This is a genomic window from Metapseudomonas boanensis (assembly GCF_042232855.1).
GTDB classification, from domain to species: Bacteria; Pseudomonadota; Gammaproteobacteria; order Pseudomonadales; family Pseudomonadaceae; genus Metapseudomonas; species Metapseudomonas boanensis.
This window is the reverse complement of the sequence record NZ_CP113889.1, coordinates 1,043,642-1,057,317: the sequence shown is the minus strand read 5'-3', so window position 1 is coordinate 1,057,317 and position 13,676 is coordinate 1,043,642. Positions and strand designations below refer to the sequence as shown.

Sequence of the window (13,676 nt, the reverse complement as noted above, 5' to 3'; positions counted from 1 at the left end):
TTTACGACCCTCAGTGGTTTCGCATCGGAGAATACAAAGATGAAAAACAAGAAAATCGGATTCGCCGCCTGCTCGTTGTTGATGATGTTCGCCAGCTACTCGCTCAGTACCCAGGCCAAGGACTGGGAGCGCATCCAGATCGCCACGGAGGGCGTGTACGAACCCTGGAACCGCACATTGCCGGACGGCAGCTTCGACGGCTTTGAGCCGGAGATGGCCAAGGTCCTCTGCGAGCGCATGCAGGTCCGCTGCACGATCGTCGCGCAGGATTGGGACGGACTGATCCCAGGTCTTCGGGCCGGCAAATTCGACGTGGTGATGGATGCCCTGGCGATCAGCGAGGAACGCAAGAAAGTCATCGATTTCTCCCGTCCTTACACCAAGGCACCGGCCACCTTCATCGCCCTGCAGTCCAGCGACATCGACCTCGGCCGCGGCACTCTGCACCTGCGTGGCAAATCCGAACTGGACACGCCGGCCGTCGATGACTTGCGCAATCGCCTGAAGGGCAAGCTGATCGGCATCGTCTCCGGAACCGTGTACAGCAAGTTCATCCATGACCAGTTCGGCGAGGTGGCGACCATCCGCGAATACAAGACCCCGCCGGAACCGCTGATGGATCTGAAGAACGGCAGGGTGGACGTGGTGTTCGAGGACCTCGGCTTCCTCGCCGGAGAAATGCAGCGCGCCGCGGACAGCGGCCTGGTGCTGGTCGGGCCGGCGATCAACGGACCGATCTGGGGCGAGGGCGAGGCCTTCGGCATCCGCAAGGACGAGCCCGAGCTCAAGGCCAAGCTGGACGCGGCGATCGCTTCACTGATCGCCGACGGGACGATCGCCGAGCTGAGCCGCAAATGGTTCAAGCACGACTTCACGCCGCCCAGCCAGTGACCGGCTGATCCATCGGCGGGCGTCGCATTGCGCGGCGCCGCGCCGACGGAGAGGCGATTGTGCGGCCGCGCATGCCGGCCGCTCTCCTGACTCGGTTCTCGGTAGGTGTACACGTGATCGACTTAATCGGTTTTGGCGCGAAAGGCTGGGGCAGCGCGCTGCTCATGGCCGCGCTCATGACGGTCCTGGTGACGCTGGCCGCGTTGCTGGTCGGCGCCGTACTCGGTGCCCTCGTCGCCTCTGCGAAGCTGCACCACAGCTGGCTGCTGCGCCTGCTTGGCGACACCTACACCACGGTGTTCCGCGGGGTGCCGGAATTGCTGGTGATCTATCTGTTCTATTACGGCGGCTCGGCGCTGGTCAGTAGCGTCGGCGGGCTGTTCGGGGCCAGCGGCTTCATCAGCATGCCCGCCTTCCTGGTGGGAGCGCTGGCCGTCGGCGTGGTTTCCGGGGCCTACCAGGCCGAGGTCTATCGTGGCGCCTTCCAGGCCGTGTCGCGCAGTGAGCTGGAAGCGGCCAAGGCCATCGGCATGCCGGTCCTGCTGCGCTTCCGGCGGATCATCGCGCCGCAGGTCCTGCGCTTCGCCCTGCCGGGGCTAGGTGGCGTCTGGCAGATCAGCCTGAAGGACTCCGCGCTGATCTCCGTCACCGGCCTGGTGGAGCTGATGCGTGCAAGCCGGGTGGCCGCAGCCTCCACGGGCGAGTTCGTGCTGTTCTTCATGACCGGCTGCGCGCTCTACCTGGTAATGACTGGCCTTTCCAATCTGGTCTTCTCGCGGGCCGAACTGCGGGTCGGCAGAACCTTCCGCCGCAGCTGAAAAGGATCGAACCATGCCGATCGACTTCACGTTCCTCCGTGACACCCTGCTGCAACTGCTGCAGGCCCTGCCGATGACCCTGGTGCTGTTCGTCGCCTCGGTCGCCCTCGGCACCCTGCTGGCGATGCTGGTGGTGTGGCTGCGCGTATGCGAGGTCGCCGCACTGCGGCACCTGGCGCGTGGCTACATCTTCCTGTTCCGTGGCTCGCCGCTGCTGATCCAGATGTTCCTGCTCTACTACGGCCTGAGCCAGTTCCCGGCAGTGCGCCAGAGCCTGCTCTGGCCGGTGCTGCGCGAGCCGGTCACCTGCGCGGTGATCGCCCTGGCGTTGTGCACCGCAGGCTACATGGCGGAAATCTTCCGTGGCGGCCTGCTGACGGTGCCGCAGCAGCAGATCGAGGCCGGGCGCGCGGCGGGCATGTCCGGCTGGCTGCTGGCGCGGCGGATCATTATCCCGGTCGCCCTGCGCAACTGCCTGCCGGCCTACTCGACGGAAATCATCCTGATGATGAAGGCGACATCGCTCGCCAGCCTGATGACCGTCTACGAAATCTCCGGCGTGGCGCAGCGGATCATTTCCGAAACCTACCGGACGATGGAAGTGTTCCTCTGCGCCGCCCTGATCTACCTGGTTTTGAACTTCCTGATCGTCCGCACACTGGCTCTGGTCGAACGCTGGCTGTCTCCCCGGCCACCTGTCGCCACGCGTCCAACTACAAGAAATAACGCACTCAGCATGCGAAGAGGGTAAGTGGCATGGCTATAGGCAATGATCCGATCCTTCAGGTGAAGCATATCCGCAAGTCGTTCGGCGACCTGGAGGTGCTCAAGGGCATCTCGCTGGAAGCCTACGAAGGTGATGTGGTGTCGATCCTCGGCTCCAGCGGCTCCGGCAAGAGCACCTTCCTGCGCTGCATCAACCTGCTGGAAATACCCGACGCCGGCGAGATTCGCGTCGCCGGGGAACAGGTGGCGTTCAAGCTTGCGCGCAATGGGATGCGGGCGCCCGCCGACCGCCGCCAGGTCGACCGCATTCGCCCGGAGCTGGGCATGGTGTTCCAGAGCTTCGGCCTGTGGTCACACATGACCGTGCTGGAGAACGTCATCGAAGGGCCGGTGCATGTGAAGAAACGCCCACGCACCGAGTGCCTTGCCGAAGCCGAAGCCCTGCTGGAAAAGGTCGGCATGGCGGACAAACGCAACCACTACCCGGCGTTCCTCTCCGGCGGCCAGCAGCAACGCGTGGCCATCGCCCGCACCCTGGCGATGCGGCCACGGGTGATCCTGTTCGACGAGCCCACCTCGGCGCTCGACCCGGAACTGGTCGGCGAAGTGCTGAAGGTCATGCGCGCCCTCGCCGAGGAGGGGCGGACCATGCTGGTGGTGACCCATGAAATGGGCTTCGCGCGCAATGTCTCGAACCGCGTGGTGTTCATGAACCAGGGCCTGATCGAGGCCCACGGCACACCGGAAGAGATGTTCCAGGAACAGCGCTCGGAACGCTTCAGGAAGTTCATCCTGAGCCAGGCCTGACGCGCCCATAACCCCATCCTTTTTTCGCCTGTTCTTCAACAGGACAGGCGTTCTACGCCCTGAAAAAGGTCAATGACAGAGAGAGCCACGCCATGCGCATTCATCCGAAAGACATTTCCAACGTCGTACTCGACGACGCCAAGCCCTCACTCGACGAGTTCATCGCCGTCGCCCGCTACTCGGCCAAGGTGAGCTTTTCCGAGGCCTATCGCGCTCGGGTGACGCGTTCGCGTCGGCTGATCGAACGCTTCCTCGACGAGAACCGCCTGGTCTACGGCGTGACCACCGGCTTCGGCGACAACGTGCGCCACGTCATCTCGCCGCAAGACGCCCAGACCCTGCAGGTGAATATCGTCCGCTCCCACGCGGTGTCGATTGGCGAGCCGCTGAACCGCGAACAGGTCCGTGCCATCCAGTTGATGATCCTGGTGAGCCTCGGCAAGGGCTATTCGGGGGTGCGCATGGCGCTGCTGGAGCAGATCGCTGGCCTGCTCAACAACGATGTGATGCCCTTCGCGCCCGGCGAGGGCTCGGTGGGCTACCTCGGCCCGGAAGGCCACCTCGCCCTGGTGCTGATTGGCGAAGGCAAGGCCAGCGTCGCCGGTGGCGCATGGGTGGATGGCGCAACCGCGCTGCGCCAGATCGGCATGCAGCCGATCGACCTGCAGTGCAAGGAAGGCCTGGCAATGCTCAACGGCACCACCTCGGTCACCGCCATCGCCACCCTGGCGCAGTACAACGCCAACCAGGCCGTGCAGGCGGCAGACATCGCCGCAGCGATCTCGCTGCAGGCGCTGAAGGGCACCATCCGCGCCTTCGACCCGCGCTACCACTCGATCAAGGCACACGCCGAACAGGCGCAGACCGCCAGCTACATCAAGCGCCTGCTGGCTGACAGCCGGCTGGTCGAGGAGAACATCGACTACCGCCTGCAGGACGCCTACAGCCTGCGTGCCATCCCGCAGGTGCACGGCGCCTCGAAAAAATTCATCGCCTATGCCCAGGCCTGCATCGACAACGAGATCGCCTCGTCCGGCGACAATCCGGTGATCTATCCGACCACTGAAGACGACGGCATCGCCATTTCCGGGGCGAACTTCGACGGTTCCTACATCGGGATCGCCGCCGACACCCTGTGCAACGCATTGACCAACCTGGCGAAGATTTCCGAGCGGCGCACCGACCGTATGGTCAACTCGCACTTCAGCGAGATGCCGGCCTTCCTCGTGCGCAATCCCGGCCTGAACAGTGGCTACATGATCATCCAGTACACGGCGGCCGGGCTGCTCGGCGAGATGAAGGTGCTTTCCCATCCGTCCACCGTCGACAGCGTGTCCACCTGCGGCAACCAGGAAGACCCGGTGAGCTTCGCCTTCAACGCGGCGTTCAAGGCCTACCAGGTGTCGCGCAAGCTGGAGTCCGTCCTGGCCATCGAAATCCTCGTTGGCTGTCAGGCCCTGGACTTCCATGATGTGGGCAAGACCTCCAGCGCCACCCGCGCACTCTATGAACTGGTACGCAGTCGCGTGGCGCCAGCTGACGAGGACCGCGCCTTCTATCCAGACATCGTGGCGGTGACCGAGCAATTGCGCTCGGGTGAAGTCCTCGCCACCGTCGATCGCGTCCTCAGCAACCAGTGAAGGCCAGCGGCCGGTCCGGACACTGCGCCGGACCGGCCCACGCCAGGCCAGGAGCTATCGGAATGATCGAGTCCCGTCCCTCCGTAGCCCTTTGCCCTGCCGACCGCCCGGCAGGTCATTTTTGCCGCGACTGACCTATCGGACTCGGGAAGTCGGGGCTGATTCAGGCCATCCCTGGTGTGTGGTTTCACGAAACGGCCAAAAGACATTGTCCCGTGGCTATTGCCCCAGCAACTCGATCATTCGACTGATGTCCTTGCGGCCCGTCTTGGCGGCCGGCACAAAGGCACAGTAGGGATGACCCAGGGGGAGCGACACCGACGACAGGGCGATCAGGCGCCCAGCCTCCAGGTCTGCCTGGGCAATGAGTTTGTGCCCTAGTGCAATGCCAAGTCCCAGGCGTGCCAGTGAAACCGACAAGCTGGAAAGCCCGCATCGTACGCCCTGTTTCGGGTCGGGATAGCGATTGCTGGATATCAGTGAAAACCAATCGTGCCAGGTAGGGCCTGACGCATAGCTGACGCCCCAGTGGGTATGGATGAACAGGTCCTGGGGAATCTGTGCAAGGTCAAACTCGCTGTTGCCATGGGTCGACCAAAACTCAGGGGTACTGACCGGAATCACTTCGTCACGTACCAGGTGTATGGCTTCCAGACCAGGATAATGGTAATCGCCATAACTGACCCTGATGTCAATGTCATGGCGGACGAGGTCCACCGGGTCGTCTTCCACCCGTATATCGATCGCCAGCTGCGGATAAACCTCCAGCAGTGCCGAAAACTTCGGTGCAAGCCAGGTTTCGGCCAGAGAGAAGGGGACACTGATGACCAGCCGTCGCGAATGCAAATCCCCCTCAAGGATGCGAGTTGTCATTGCGGCGATATCGTTCAGCGCGCGAGAGGTCTGCGGATAGATTGCATGCCCGGCATCTGTCAGGGTGATGCGGTTTCCTGTCCGCACAAAAAGTTTGCGCTCCAGGAAGTCTTCCAGATGCCTGACTTGCTGGCTAACCGCTGCCGCAGATACGCCCAGCTCTACAGCTGCCAATGCGAAGCTGCCCACCCGTGCTGCAACCTCAAAAGCCTTAACCGCGTTGAGCGGTGGTAGACGGCTCATACCGGCCCCCTTCGAAAGTTTTTCTAATGCTAAGTTAACAATTAGTGCCGTTGTGGGAAAGTTTTTCTCGGGGTACGTTCACGTCTCACTGACTAGGAGGTACTTATGCGAGACGTACTGGATTTGGAGCGCTATCCGCTTGATCAGGAAGGTAGCCCGCAATGGCAGGCGATGGTCGATCGGGCAGCTGTCGAGTTGCAAGAGACGGGAATGTTCAATCTGAAAAAGTTGATGAAGCCGGAAGCCATCAAAAAGGCCGTGGCGGAAATCAAACCAAAGATGGACAGCCAGTCGCATACGCATTCGCGTCGGCACAATATTTACTTCCTGCCGGATTTCAAGGAACTGGATTCGCAGCACCCGGCCTTACGTGAGGTCGAATCAACCAACCACACACTGTGCGCCGATCAGATCGAAAAGAGCACTGTGCTGGCGATTTACGAATATCCGCCTCTGTTGCGCTTTATCGCGGCAGTCATGAATAAGCCATCTCTTCATATGATGAAGGACCCGCTGGCACGCGTTAACGTCATGGGTTATCGCGACGGTGAGGCGCTGAACTGGCACTTTGACCGGAGTGAGTTCACCACGACGCTGCTGCTGCAGGAGCCCCTTGAGGGTGGCAAGTTCGAGTATCGGAGCAATCTGCGTAGCGCAGAAAACCCAAACTACGACGGCATTGCCGATGTATTGGATGGGCGTGATCCAGAAATCAAGCTCCTTACACTCGAAGCTGGAACCTTGAACGTATTTCGCGGCGTGAACTCTCTGCACCGAGTGACGCCCGTGAAAGGGCCTCAAGAGCGACTGATTGCTATTTTCTCTTATTACGAGAGGCAGGATGTCGTGTTCAGCGAGGAGGAAAGCATCGGATTTTACGGGCGTGCCTACTAGGCATCATTGCCGGAAAATGAATAGCTTCACGATCGGCTTCTCGCAGTCCATGTGAGAAGCCATGATTTATCCCATCCAGCGTTCATTGAACGGGGAGCGCATATGACAACTACAAAAATCAAAGCGTCAGCAAAAGTGGCTAAGTTTGCCCTGATCGGTGCAGCCTGGTTCCTCGCCGCGACAGCCCAGGCAAAAGACTGGACTACTGTGACCATCGCCACCGAAGCCGCTTACGAACCCTGGAACTTGACGCTGCCAAACGGAGAGATTGGCGGCTTCGAACCTGAACTGATGGCGGACCTTTGTGCTCGCATGAAACTTCAATGCGTCCTGAAGGCCCAGGACTGGGATGGCATGATCCCTGGCCTGCAAGCCGGCAAGTTCGACGTCCTCATGGATGCCATCGTCATCACCCCCGAACGTGAAGAGGTCATTGCCTTCTCTCTGCCATACGCAGCCACCCAAGGCGTGCTCGTCGCAGCCGATCCGGAACTGATCGCCAGCGCTGGCGTAGCCAGCGAGGTAGTCAAACTCACTGGCGATGCCGCAGCAGACAAGCCTCATATCGACAAGCTGCGGAGTATCCTCAGCGGTAAAACCATCGGTATTCAGTCGGGCACCGCCTATACGGAGTTCGTCGAAAACAACTTCAAGGACATCGCGACCATTCGCGAGTACAAGAAATCCGGCGAGCACGTCCTGGATCTGCAGGCCGGCCGCATTGATTTCGCCTTCGATGACGTGACGTTCTTCATTTCTGCCCTCGAAAAACCCGAGAACCGTTCAGTGGCCATGGTGGGCTTCAAGATCGGCGGCCCCATCTGGGGGCCGGGCGAGGCGCTTGGCTTTCGTAAGGACACGCCGGAGTTGAAAGCCAAATTCGACGAGGCGTTGAGTGCCGCGCTGGCCGATGGAACCGTGAAGAAACTCTCCGAAAAGTGGTTCAAGGCTGACATCACGCCTTAACCAGGCTGACATCGGGACGTCCAGGGAGGACTGCAGGCCAGTGCCTGTAGTCGTGTTTCTTCTTCTGGACGGCTCAGCAACTCATCGACGCGTCGTTGCAGGTCCTGGCCCGGACGATCAGGCAACGATAAGCGAATCGAGAAGAGGATAAGTTTATGGAAACCTTGCGGATGCTCAGCTTCGGTGAGACCGGCTGGGGCTCGACCTTGTTGAGCGCCATTGGCATGACACTGGTTTTGACGCTTGTATCGCTGATGGTGGGGGCGGTAGTTGGCAGCCTGGTGGCGGCGGCCAAGCTGTCACGCCGGCATAGCCTGCGATGGGTAGGCGATTCCTACCTGGTGCTCTTCCGGGGCATTCCCGAGCTACTGGTCATCTATTTGTTCTACTTCGGTGGTGCCTCGGTAGTGTCTGCTGTCGGGCACTGGTTCGGCGCCACGGGTTATATCGATATGCCGCCATTCTGGGTGGGCGCGGTCGCGGTCGGCCTGCTGTCAGGGTCTTACCAGGCTGAAGTCTATCGAGGCGCGTTTCTGGCGGTCCCCCGAGGCCAGTTGGAAGCTGCACTGGCTATCGGCATGAGTCCCTTCATGCGTTTCAGGCGCGTGTTGTTCCCGCAGGTAATGAGTTACTCGCTCCTAGGCCTGGGAAACGTGTGGCAGATGACGTTGAAAGATTCTGCGCTGATCTCGGTCATCGGCCTGGTGGAGTTGATGCGCGCCAGCCTGATGGCTGCCGGATCTACTCGCCAGTACTTCACCTTTTACATCATTGGCGGCATTGGTTATTTGCTCCTGACGGGGTTGTCGGGGCGGATCTTCAATATTGCCGAGGCTCGCGTGCAGCGTACTCAGCGCCGCAGCCCTATCCAATATTGAGTCAGGTGAGCCTCAAATGATCGATTTCCCGTTTTTGTTCGACACGATGCTCAAGTTGCTGGGGGCATTGCCCACCACGCTGACATTGTTTTTCTGCTCCCTGTCACTGGGGCTGCTGCTGTCGTTGGGTATTGTCAGCATGCGCGTGAGCCGTTGGTGGCTGCTGAGTTATCCGGCGCGCTTTTACATCTGGATCTTCCGCGGTACGCCGCTGCTCATTCAGATGTACTTGATCTATTACGGACTGGGGCAGTTCCCCGTGGTCCGCGACAGTTTCGCCTGGGTGGTCCTGCGCTCGCCCTATGGCTGTGCAGTGGTCTCCCTGGCGTTGTGCACGGCGGGCTACACCGCGGAGATCATCCGCGGCGGCCTGCTCAGCGTGCCTCATGGCCAGATCGAGGCTGGGCAAGCCTGCGGCATGTCACGTTGGGCGCTGCTGCAGCGGATCATTGCCCCGATCACCTTGCGCCAGGTGCTGCCGGCCTACTCCACCGAGGCGATCCTGATGCTCAAGGCCACGGCACTGGCCAGCCTGATAACCGTCTGGGACGTCACCGGGGTCGCTCAGCAGATCATCCAGCGGACCTATCGGGTCATGGAAGTGTTCACCTGTGCAGCCCTCATTTACCTGGTTATCAACTTCATCATCGTGCGTGTCATTGGCTGGTTCGAACATCGCTTGACGCCGCATTTGCGTGAGCGGCCCGTGGACGGTCCGGGGAATTCCCATCTCGACGCAATCAATAATTCAAATATTCAGAGGGGCTCTGTATGAACACCCAGCCAGCGACCGCCTTGACGGTAACCGATATCCAGAAATCCTACGGAGCAGTACGAGTACTCAAAGGCATTTCCCTCAAGGCGAACCGGGGGGATGTCGTTTCGATTCTCGGTGCGAGCGGTTCAGGAAAAAGTACTTTTCTGCGTTGCATCAATCTTCTCGAAACGCCCGATGAAGGCAGTATCTGCCTCAATGGCGAGACCATTGAAATGAAGCGCCTGCGTGACGGGCGACTGGTTCCGAGCAATACGCGCCAGGTGGAACAGATACGCAGTCGTTTGGGCATGGTGTTCCAAAGCTTCAACCTGTGGTCGCACCGGACGGTGTTGGAAAACGTCATGGAAGGGCCGATGCGGGTGCTCAAACGCTCGCATGCCGAATGTCTCGAAGAGGCCGAGCAGCTCTTGCAAAAGGTTGGGCTGTACGACCGGCGCAATTATTACCCCGCTCATCTATCCGGTGGTCAACAACAGCGCGTTGCGATTGCGCGAGCCCTGGCGATGAATCCCCAGGTCATGCTTTTCGATGAGCCGACTTCGGCACTGGATCCGGAGTTGGTGGGCGAAGTGCTCAAAGTCATGCGCGCTCTGGCGGAAGAAGGGCGCACCATGTTGGTCGTCACTCATGAAATGGGTTTCGCGCGGCACGTTTCCAATCGAGTGGTCTTCATGCAAGACGGCCGCATCGATGCACAAGGCTCTCCAGAGGAGTTGTTCGAGGGCCTGCCCACTGAACGCTTCCGGCAGTTCGTCTCCAGCCATCAAATGAGGAGCGCAGAATGAGCGGAAACGTTCCTGCAGCCGAGATGGATAGAAGCGCTGTCGCCGCGGACGGCGCTCCGTCTCCGCAGCTGGCGGCCAGCCTGGCAACCGAGGACGGGCAGAGCGTCATCCTGGGTGACAACCCGTTGACCTGGCGAGAGATCGTCAAGGTTGCGCGGCATGGCTCGGAGCTGCTCCTCTCCGACGCGGCCTGGGCTCGCATTGACAATGCTCGCGCCATCGTCAATCGCATCGTGGCGCGGGGTGAGCGGGCTTATGGCATCAGCACCGGCCTGGGGGCACTCAGCAGTGTGAGGTTGGAAGGTCCGCAACTGGCACAGCTGTCTCGCAACACCTTGCTGAGCCACGCTTGTGGTGTCGGGGTGCCCCTGCAGGTCGAGCAGACGCGGGCCATCATGTGCGCGGCAGTCTGCAACTATGCCCATGGTCACTCGGGCATTAGCCGCGGCGTAGTGCAGGCCCTTGTTGCGCTGCTCAATCTGCATATCACGCCAATCGTGCCCTCACAGGGCTCGGTAGGCTATCTGACACACATGGCCCACGTTGGTGTCGCGTTGCTGGGGATCGGCGAGGTGAACTGGCAAGGACGGTCAATGCCGGCAGAGCGGGCGCTGCGGGAGGCGGGCATGGTTCCGCTTGAGTTGAGTGCCAAAGACGGCATCAGTTTGGTAAACGGCACGCCCTGCATGACCGGTCTGGCCTGTTTGGGGCTGGCTGATGCATTCAACCTGGCCGACTGGGCAGACGTCATCGGCGCGATGAGCTTCGAGGCGCTAAGGGGGCAGATCGACGCGTTCGATGAGGACGTCCTAGCGCTGAAACCCCACCCTGGTGCACAGGAGGTGGGGGCCAATCTTCGCGCTCTGTTGGCGGGAAGTGAAGTGATTGCCAGTAGTCGCGGGATTCGTACTCAAGATGCTTTGAGTATTCGTTCGATCCCTCAGATTCATGGCGCCTGCCGCGATCAGTTGATTCATGCCGAGCGGCAGGTCAATACGGAACTGGCTTCGGCTACCGACAATCCACTCGTGGTCGGTACGCCTGAGGCCTATCGGATCCTGTCGCAGGCTAACCCGCACGGCGAGTCCGTGGCGATAGCCGCCGATCTGCTGTGCATCGCGCTTGCAGAGCTTGCGGGAGTTGCCGAGCGTCGTCTGGATCGTTTGATCAACCCCCTTGTCAGTGGGCTGCCGGCTTTCCTGGTGAGCCAGCCTGGGGTGAACTCGGGGATGATGATTGCGCAATATGTGGCGGCTGCGCTGGTCGGAGAAAATCGCCATCTTGCCCAGCCTGCAGTGGTCGATAACTTTGTGACTTCTGCCCTGCAGGAAGATCACCTTAGCCTCGGTACCGGAGCAACTCTCAAACTGCTCAAAGTGATCGACAACACAACTCGAGTGCTTGCTATCGAATACCTGCTGGCAGCACAGGCATTCGAATTTCTCAAGGAGCAGCGTTTTGGCGTTGGCACCGCTTCGGCCTGGCGCCGCCTGCGAGAAGAGATCCCGCCTTATGATCAGGACCGCTGGCTAGCCCCCGATATTGAAAGCGCTGCTCGCTTGGTTCGAAAACATCCAGCGTTGGATAACTTGCCGGGGAGCTCGTTGTCTCAGTCATGAACTGCACTTCCAAGTTGTCCTTTCATTGCTGATTTGTAAGTCATGCAATGATTAAGTAAGGGCGTATCTCTCAGTAAGTCATTATTGCTGAGCTTGTTAAAAATAAATAATCACTAAAACAAAAACTCAAGGAATACCTCCCATGCAACTGAACAAGTGGCGCGTGATGGCTCTGGCCATCGCTGCGGTAGCGACTCAACTCGCTTGCGCTTCAGAAGTAGCCACAACTACCGACGATTCCAAAGACAGCGGCACCGAGCTTATTGCTCAAGGTATGAAAGACTCCAGTCAGGCCCAATCCAATGGCTTTATTGAAGATAGCCATCTCGTTTTGGAGAGTCGCAACGTCGCCTTCTACAAGAACTTCAGAAACACCGAGCCGGATACGCAAAACTACATCAATGAGTGGGGGCAGGCTGAAATGCTTAGCTTCACCTCCGGCTATACCCAGGGAACCGTTGGTTTTGGCTTGGACGCATTCGCCAATGGCGCAGTCCGCCTCAATAGCGGCGGTGGCACCGGCGGCAGCCAGGTTCTGCCGACCAGCAGCGATCACTGCGATGCTGTCACTGGTGCCTGCCAAGGTCAGGATGCCTATGGCTTGGCTGGCGGTGCCTTTAAAGTACGCATTTCAGAAACCGAATTGAAAGTGGGCGATCTGATGCCGCAAAGCCCGGTATTCGGTACTTGGGACGGTTATCTGATGCCGCAACATGCCAGCGGCGGTTTGTTCATCAGTCACGAGATCAAAGACCTCGCGCTGCAGGGGGGGCATTTTACGTCCGGGAACGCCGACAACAGTACTAATCGTGACGGCAATCTGGGTACTGCCTACGGCTTCACTCGGGTCGATAGCGCCACCTATGTGGGGGGCGACTACACCTTCAGCGATACTTTATCGGGCGGTCTGCACGCGGCTAACTATGAAGACGTGTGGAACCAGTACTACGCCGACCTCTACCATCATTGGGACATTAGCGACGACCTGTCACTGTTGACCAGCGCCAACTACTACAAGACCGACGATGCGGGTGATTCGATAGCCGGCAAGATAGACAATGACGCCTACAGTATCGCGCTGAAACTGACCGCTGGCGCACACAGCTTTACCGTTGCTCACCAGCGCATCAATGGCAACACACCTTTCGACTACTTGGGTATCAGTGGTCAGGGGGGTGAAAACCCAAGCAGCTTTGTAGGTGCCGGTTCAATCTGGCTGGCCAACTCCTCGCAATGGGCTGATTTCAACGCTCCGGGCGAAAAATCTTACAAGTTGCAATATGACCTTGATGCAAGCGCCTTAGGCGTTCCCGGATTGAGCTTCATGGTTCGTTACGTTACCGGTAAAGATGCAGACGGTATCGGTGCTGATGCCCATGGCGCCTATAGTTTTGAAAACACTATACGTAATGGCAAGGAGTGGGAGCGTGACATTGAAGTCCGCTACGTAGTGCAGGACGGTCCAGCCAAGGATCTGTCCTTCAAGATTCGCCAGGCGACTTATCGTGGAAATGAGGACATAAGCCATAACTCTGGTGCTGATGAAGATCAAATCCGTATCATCACGTCATACCCGCTGGATATCTTTTAATAAAGGCAATTTGATGCCTTTAAATGGTCTGTTCAAGTCCTGGTTTGATTTTTGTAGTTCGTGCGGAGGTCGAGCGAGTTTCCGTATCTGACTGTACGGGGATTCGCCCTTGGTCGGTGCTCTGAGGGTGAACTTCAGAAGTTCAATATGTTTCGGTTGTCTTCGTT

General features: G+C 59.3%; 13 protein-coding genes. 12 read left to right on the top strand and 1 reads right to left on the bottom strand.

The annotated features are described in order from the left end of the window. Positions 1-39 precede the first annotated feature (39 nt). From OXH74_RS04950 to hutH (OXH74_RS04930), 5 genes are all read left to right on the top strand, one after another. Entirely contained in the window at positions 40-891 is an 852-nt protein-coding gene (locus tag OXH74_RS04950) for a transporter substrate-binding domain-containing protein (RefSeq protein ID WP_375740305.1), read from the top strand. 113 nt (positions 892-1,004) lie between these two features. Continuing rightward, entirely contained in the window at positions 1,005-1,709 is a 705-nt protein-coding gene (locus OXH74_RS04945) for an ABC transporter permease (RefSeq protein WP_375740304.1), read from the top strand. A 13-nt stretch (positions 1,710-1,722) separates the two neighbouring features. Beyond that, positions 1,723-2,460: an ABC transporter permease gene (locus tag OXH74_RS04940; protein WP_375740303.1), complete on the top strand. Its 738-nt coding sequence runs from the start codon at positions 1,723-1,725 to the stop codon at positions 2,458-2,460. Between the two features lie 5 nt (positions 2,461-2,465). Beyond that, positions 2,466-3,242, top strand: a complete 777-nt coding sequence (locus OXH74_RS04935; protein WP_375740302.1) for an ABC transporter ATP-binding protein — start codon at positions 2,466-2,468, stop codon at positions 3,240-3,242. Positions 3,243-3,334: 92 nt separating this feature from the next. Then, entirely contained in the window at positions 3,335-4,882 is a 1,548-nt protein-coding gene (gene hutH, locus OXH74_RS04930; RefSeq protein ID WP_375740301.1) for a histidine ammonia-lyase, read from the top strand. Between the two features lie 219 nt (positions 4,883-5,101). Here hutH (OXH74_RS04930) and OXH74_RS04925 read toward each other — a convergent pair whose 3' ends face one another. Then, complete coding sequence (locus OXH74_RS04925) at positions 5,102-5,998, bottom strand: LysR substrate-binding domain-containing protein (protein ID WP_375740300.1); 897 nt, start codon at positions 5,996-5,998, stop codon at positions 5,102-5,104. A gap of 105 nt (positions 5,999-6,103) precedes the next feature. On the opposite strand from OXH74_RS04925, the gene OXH74_RS04920 reads away from it, so the two are divergent. The 7 genes from OXH74_RS04920 to OXH74_RS04890 all read left to right on the top strand — a co-directional run bounded on the left by OXH74_RS04920 (position 6,104) and on the right by OXH74_RS04890 (position 13,509). Beyond that, positions 6,104-6,892, top strand: coding sequence for a 2OG-Fe(II) oxygenase (locus tag OXH74_RS04920; RefSeq protein WP_375740299.1), 789 nt, complete (start codon positions 6,104-6,106; stop codon positions 6,890-6,892). A 51-nt stretch (positions 6,893-6,943) separates the two neighbouring features. After that, positions 6,944-7,858, top strand: a complete 915-nt coding sequence (locus OXH74_RS04915) for a transporter substrate-binding domain-containing protein (RefSeq protein WP_375740298.1) — start codon at positions 6,944-6,946, stop codon at positions 7,856-7,858. 155 nt (positions 7,859-8,013) lie between these two features. Next, positions 8,014-8,736, top strand: a complete 723-nt coding sequence (locus OXH74_RS04910) for an ABC transporter permease (RefSeq protein ID WP_375740297.1) — start codon at positions 8,014-8,016, stop codon at positions 8,734-8,736. A gap of 16 nt (positions 8,737-8,752) precedes the next feature. Beyond that, positions 8,753-9,511 carry an ABC transporter permease gene (locus tag OXH74_RS04905; protein ID WP_375740296.1) on the top strand — a complete coding sequence of 253 codons (759 nt, stop codon included), beginning with the start codon at positions 8,753-8,755 and terminating at the stop codon, positions 9,509-9,511. Next, entirely contained in the window at positions 9,508-10,299 is a 792-nt protein-coding gene (locus OXH74_RS04900) for an ABC transporter ATP-binding protein (RefSeq protein ID WP_375740295.1), read from the top strand. Before OXH74_RS04905 ends, OXH74_RS04900 begins: the two co-directional genes overlap by 4 nt. Further along, on the top strand, positions 10,296-11,918 hold the full coding sequence (hutH, locus tag OXH74_RS04895; RefSeq protein ID WP_375740294.1) for a histidine ammonia-lyase: 1,623 nt from the start codon (positions 10,296-10,298) through the stop codon (positions 11,916-11,918). Before OXH74_RS04900 ends, hutH (OXH74_RS04895) begins: the two co-directional genes overlap by 4 nt. A gap of 142 nt (positions 11,919-12,060) precedes the next feature. After that, positions 12,061-13,509 carry an OprD family porin gene (locus OXH74_RS04890; protein ID WP_375740293.1) on the top strand — a complete coding sequence of 483 codons (1,449 nt, stop codon included), beginning with the start codon at positions 12,061-12,063 and terminating at the stop codon, positions 13,507-13,509. Positions 13,510-13,676: the final 167 nt, after the last annotated feature.

Coding starts and splice junctions, on each gene's coding strand:
- OXH74_RS04950 (WP_375740305.1), top strand. CDS start 40: ATGAAAAACAAGAAAATCGGATTCGCCGCCTGCTCGTTGTTGATGATG.
- OXH74_RS04940 (WP_375740303.1), top strand. CDS start 1,723: ATGCCGATCGACTTCACGTTCCTCCGTGACACCCTGCTGCAACTGCTG.
- OXH74_RS04910 (WP_375740297.1), top strand. CDS start 8,014: ATGGAAACCTTGCGGATGCTCAGCTTCGGTGAGACCGGCTGGGGCTCG.
- OXH74_RS04905 (WP_375740296.1), top strand. CDS start 8,753: ATGATCGATTTCCCGTTTTTGTTCGACACGATGCTCAAGTTGCTGGGG.
- OXH74_RS04890 (WP_375740293.1), top strand. CDS start 12,061: ATGCAACTGAACAAGTGGCGCGTGATGGCTCTGGCCATCGCTGCGGTA.
- hutH (WP_375740301.1), top strand. CDS start 3,335: ATGCGCATTCATCCGAAAGACATTTCCAACGTCGTACTCGACGACGCC.
- hutH (WP_375740294.1), top strand. CDS start 10,296: ATGAGCGGAAACGTTCCTGCAGCCGAGATGGATAGAAGCGCTGTCGCC.
- OXH74_RS04900 (WP_375740295.1), top strand. CDS start 9,508: ATGAACACCCAGCCAGCGACCGCCTTGACGGTAACCGATATCCAGAAA.
- OXH74_RS04925 (WP_375740300.1), bottom strand. CDS start 5,998: ATGAGCCGTCTACCACCGCTCAACGCGGTTAAGGCTTTTGAGGTTGCA.
- OXH74_RS04920 (WP_375740299.1), top strand. CDS start 6,104: ATGCGAGACGTACTGGATTTGGAGCGCTATCCGCTTGATCAGGAAGGT.
- OXH74_RS04935 (WP_375740302.1), top strand. CDS start 2,466: ATGGCTATAGGCAATGATCCGATCCTTCAGGTGAAGCATATCCGCAAG.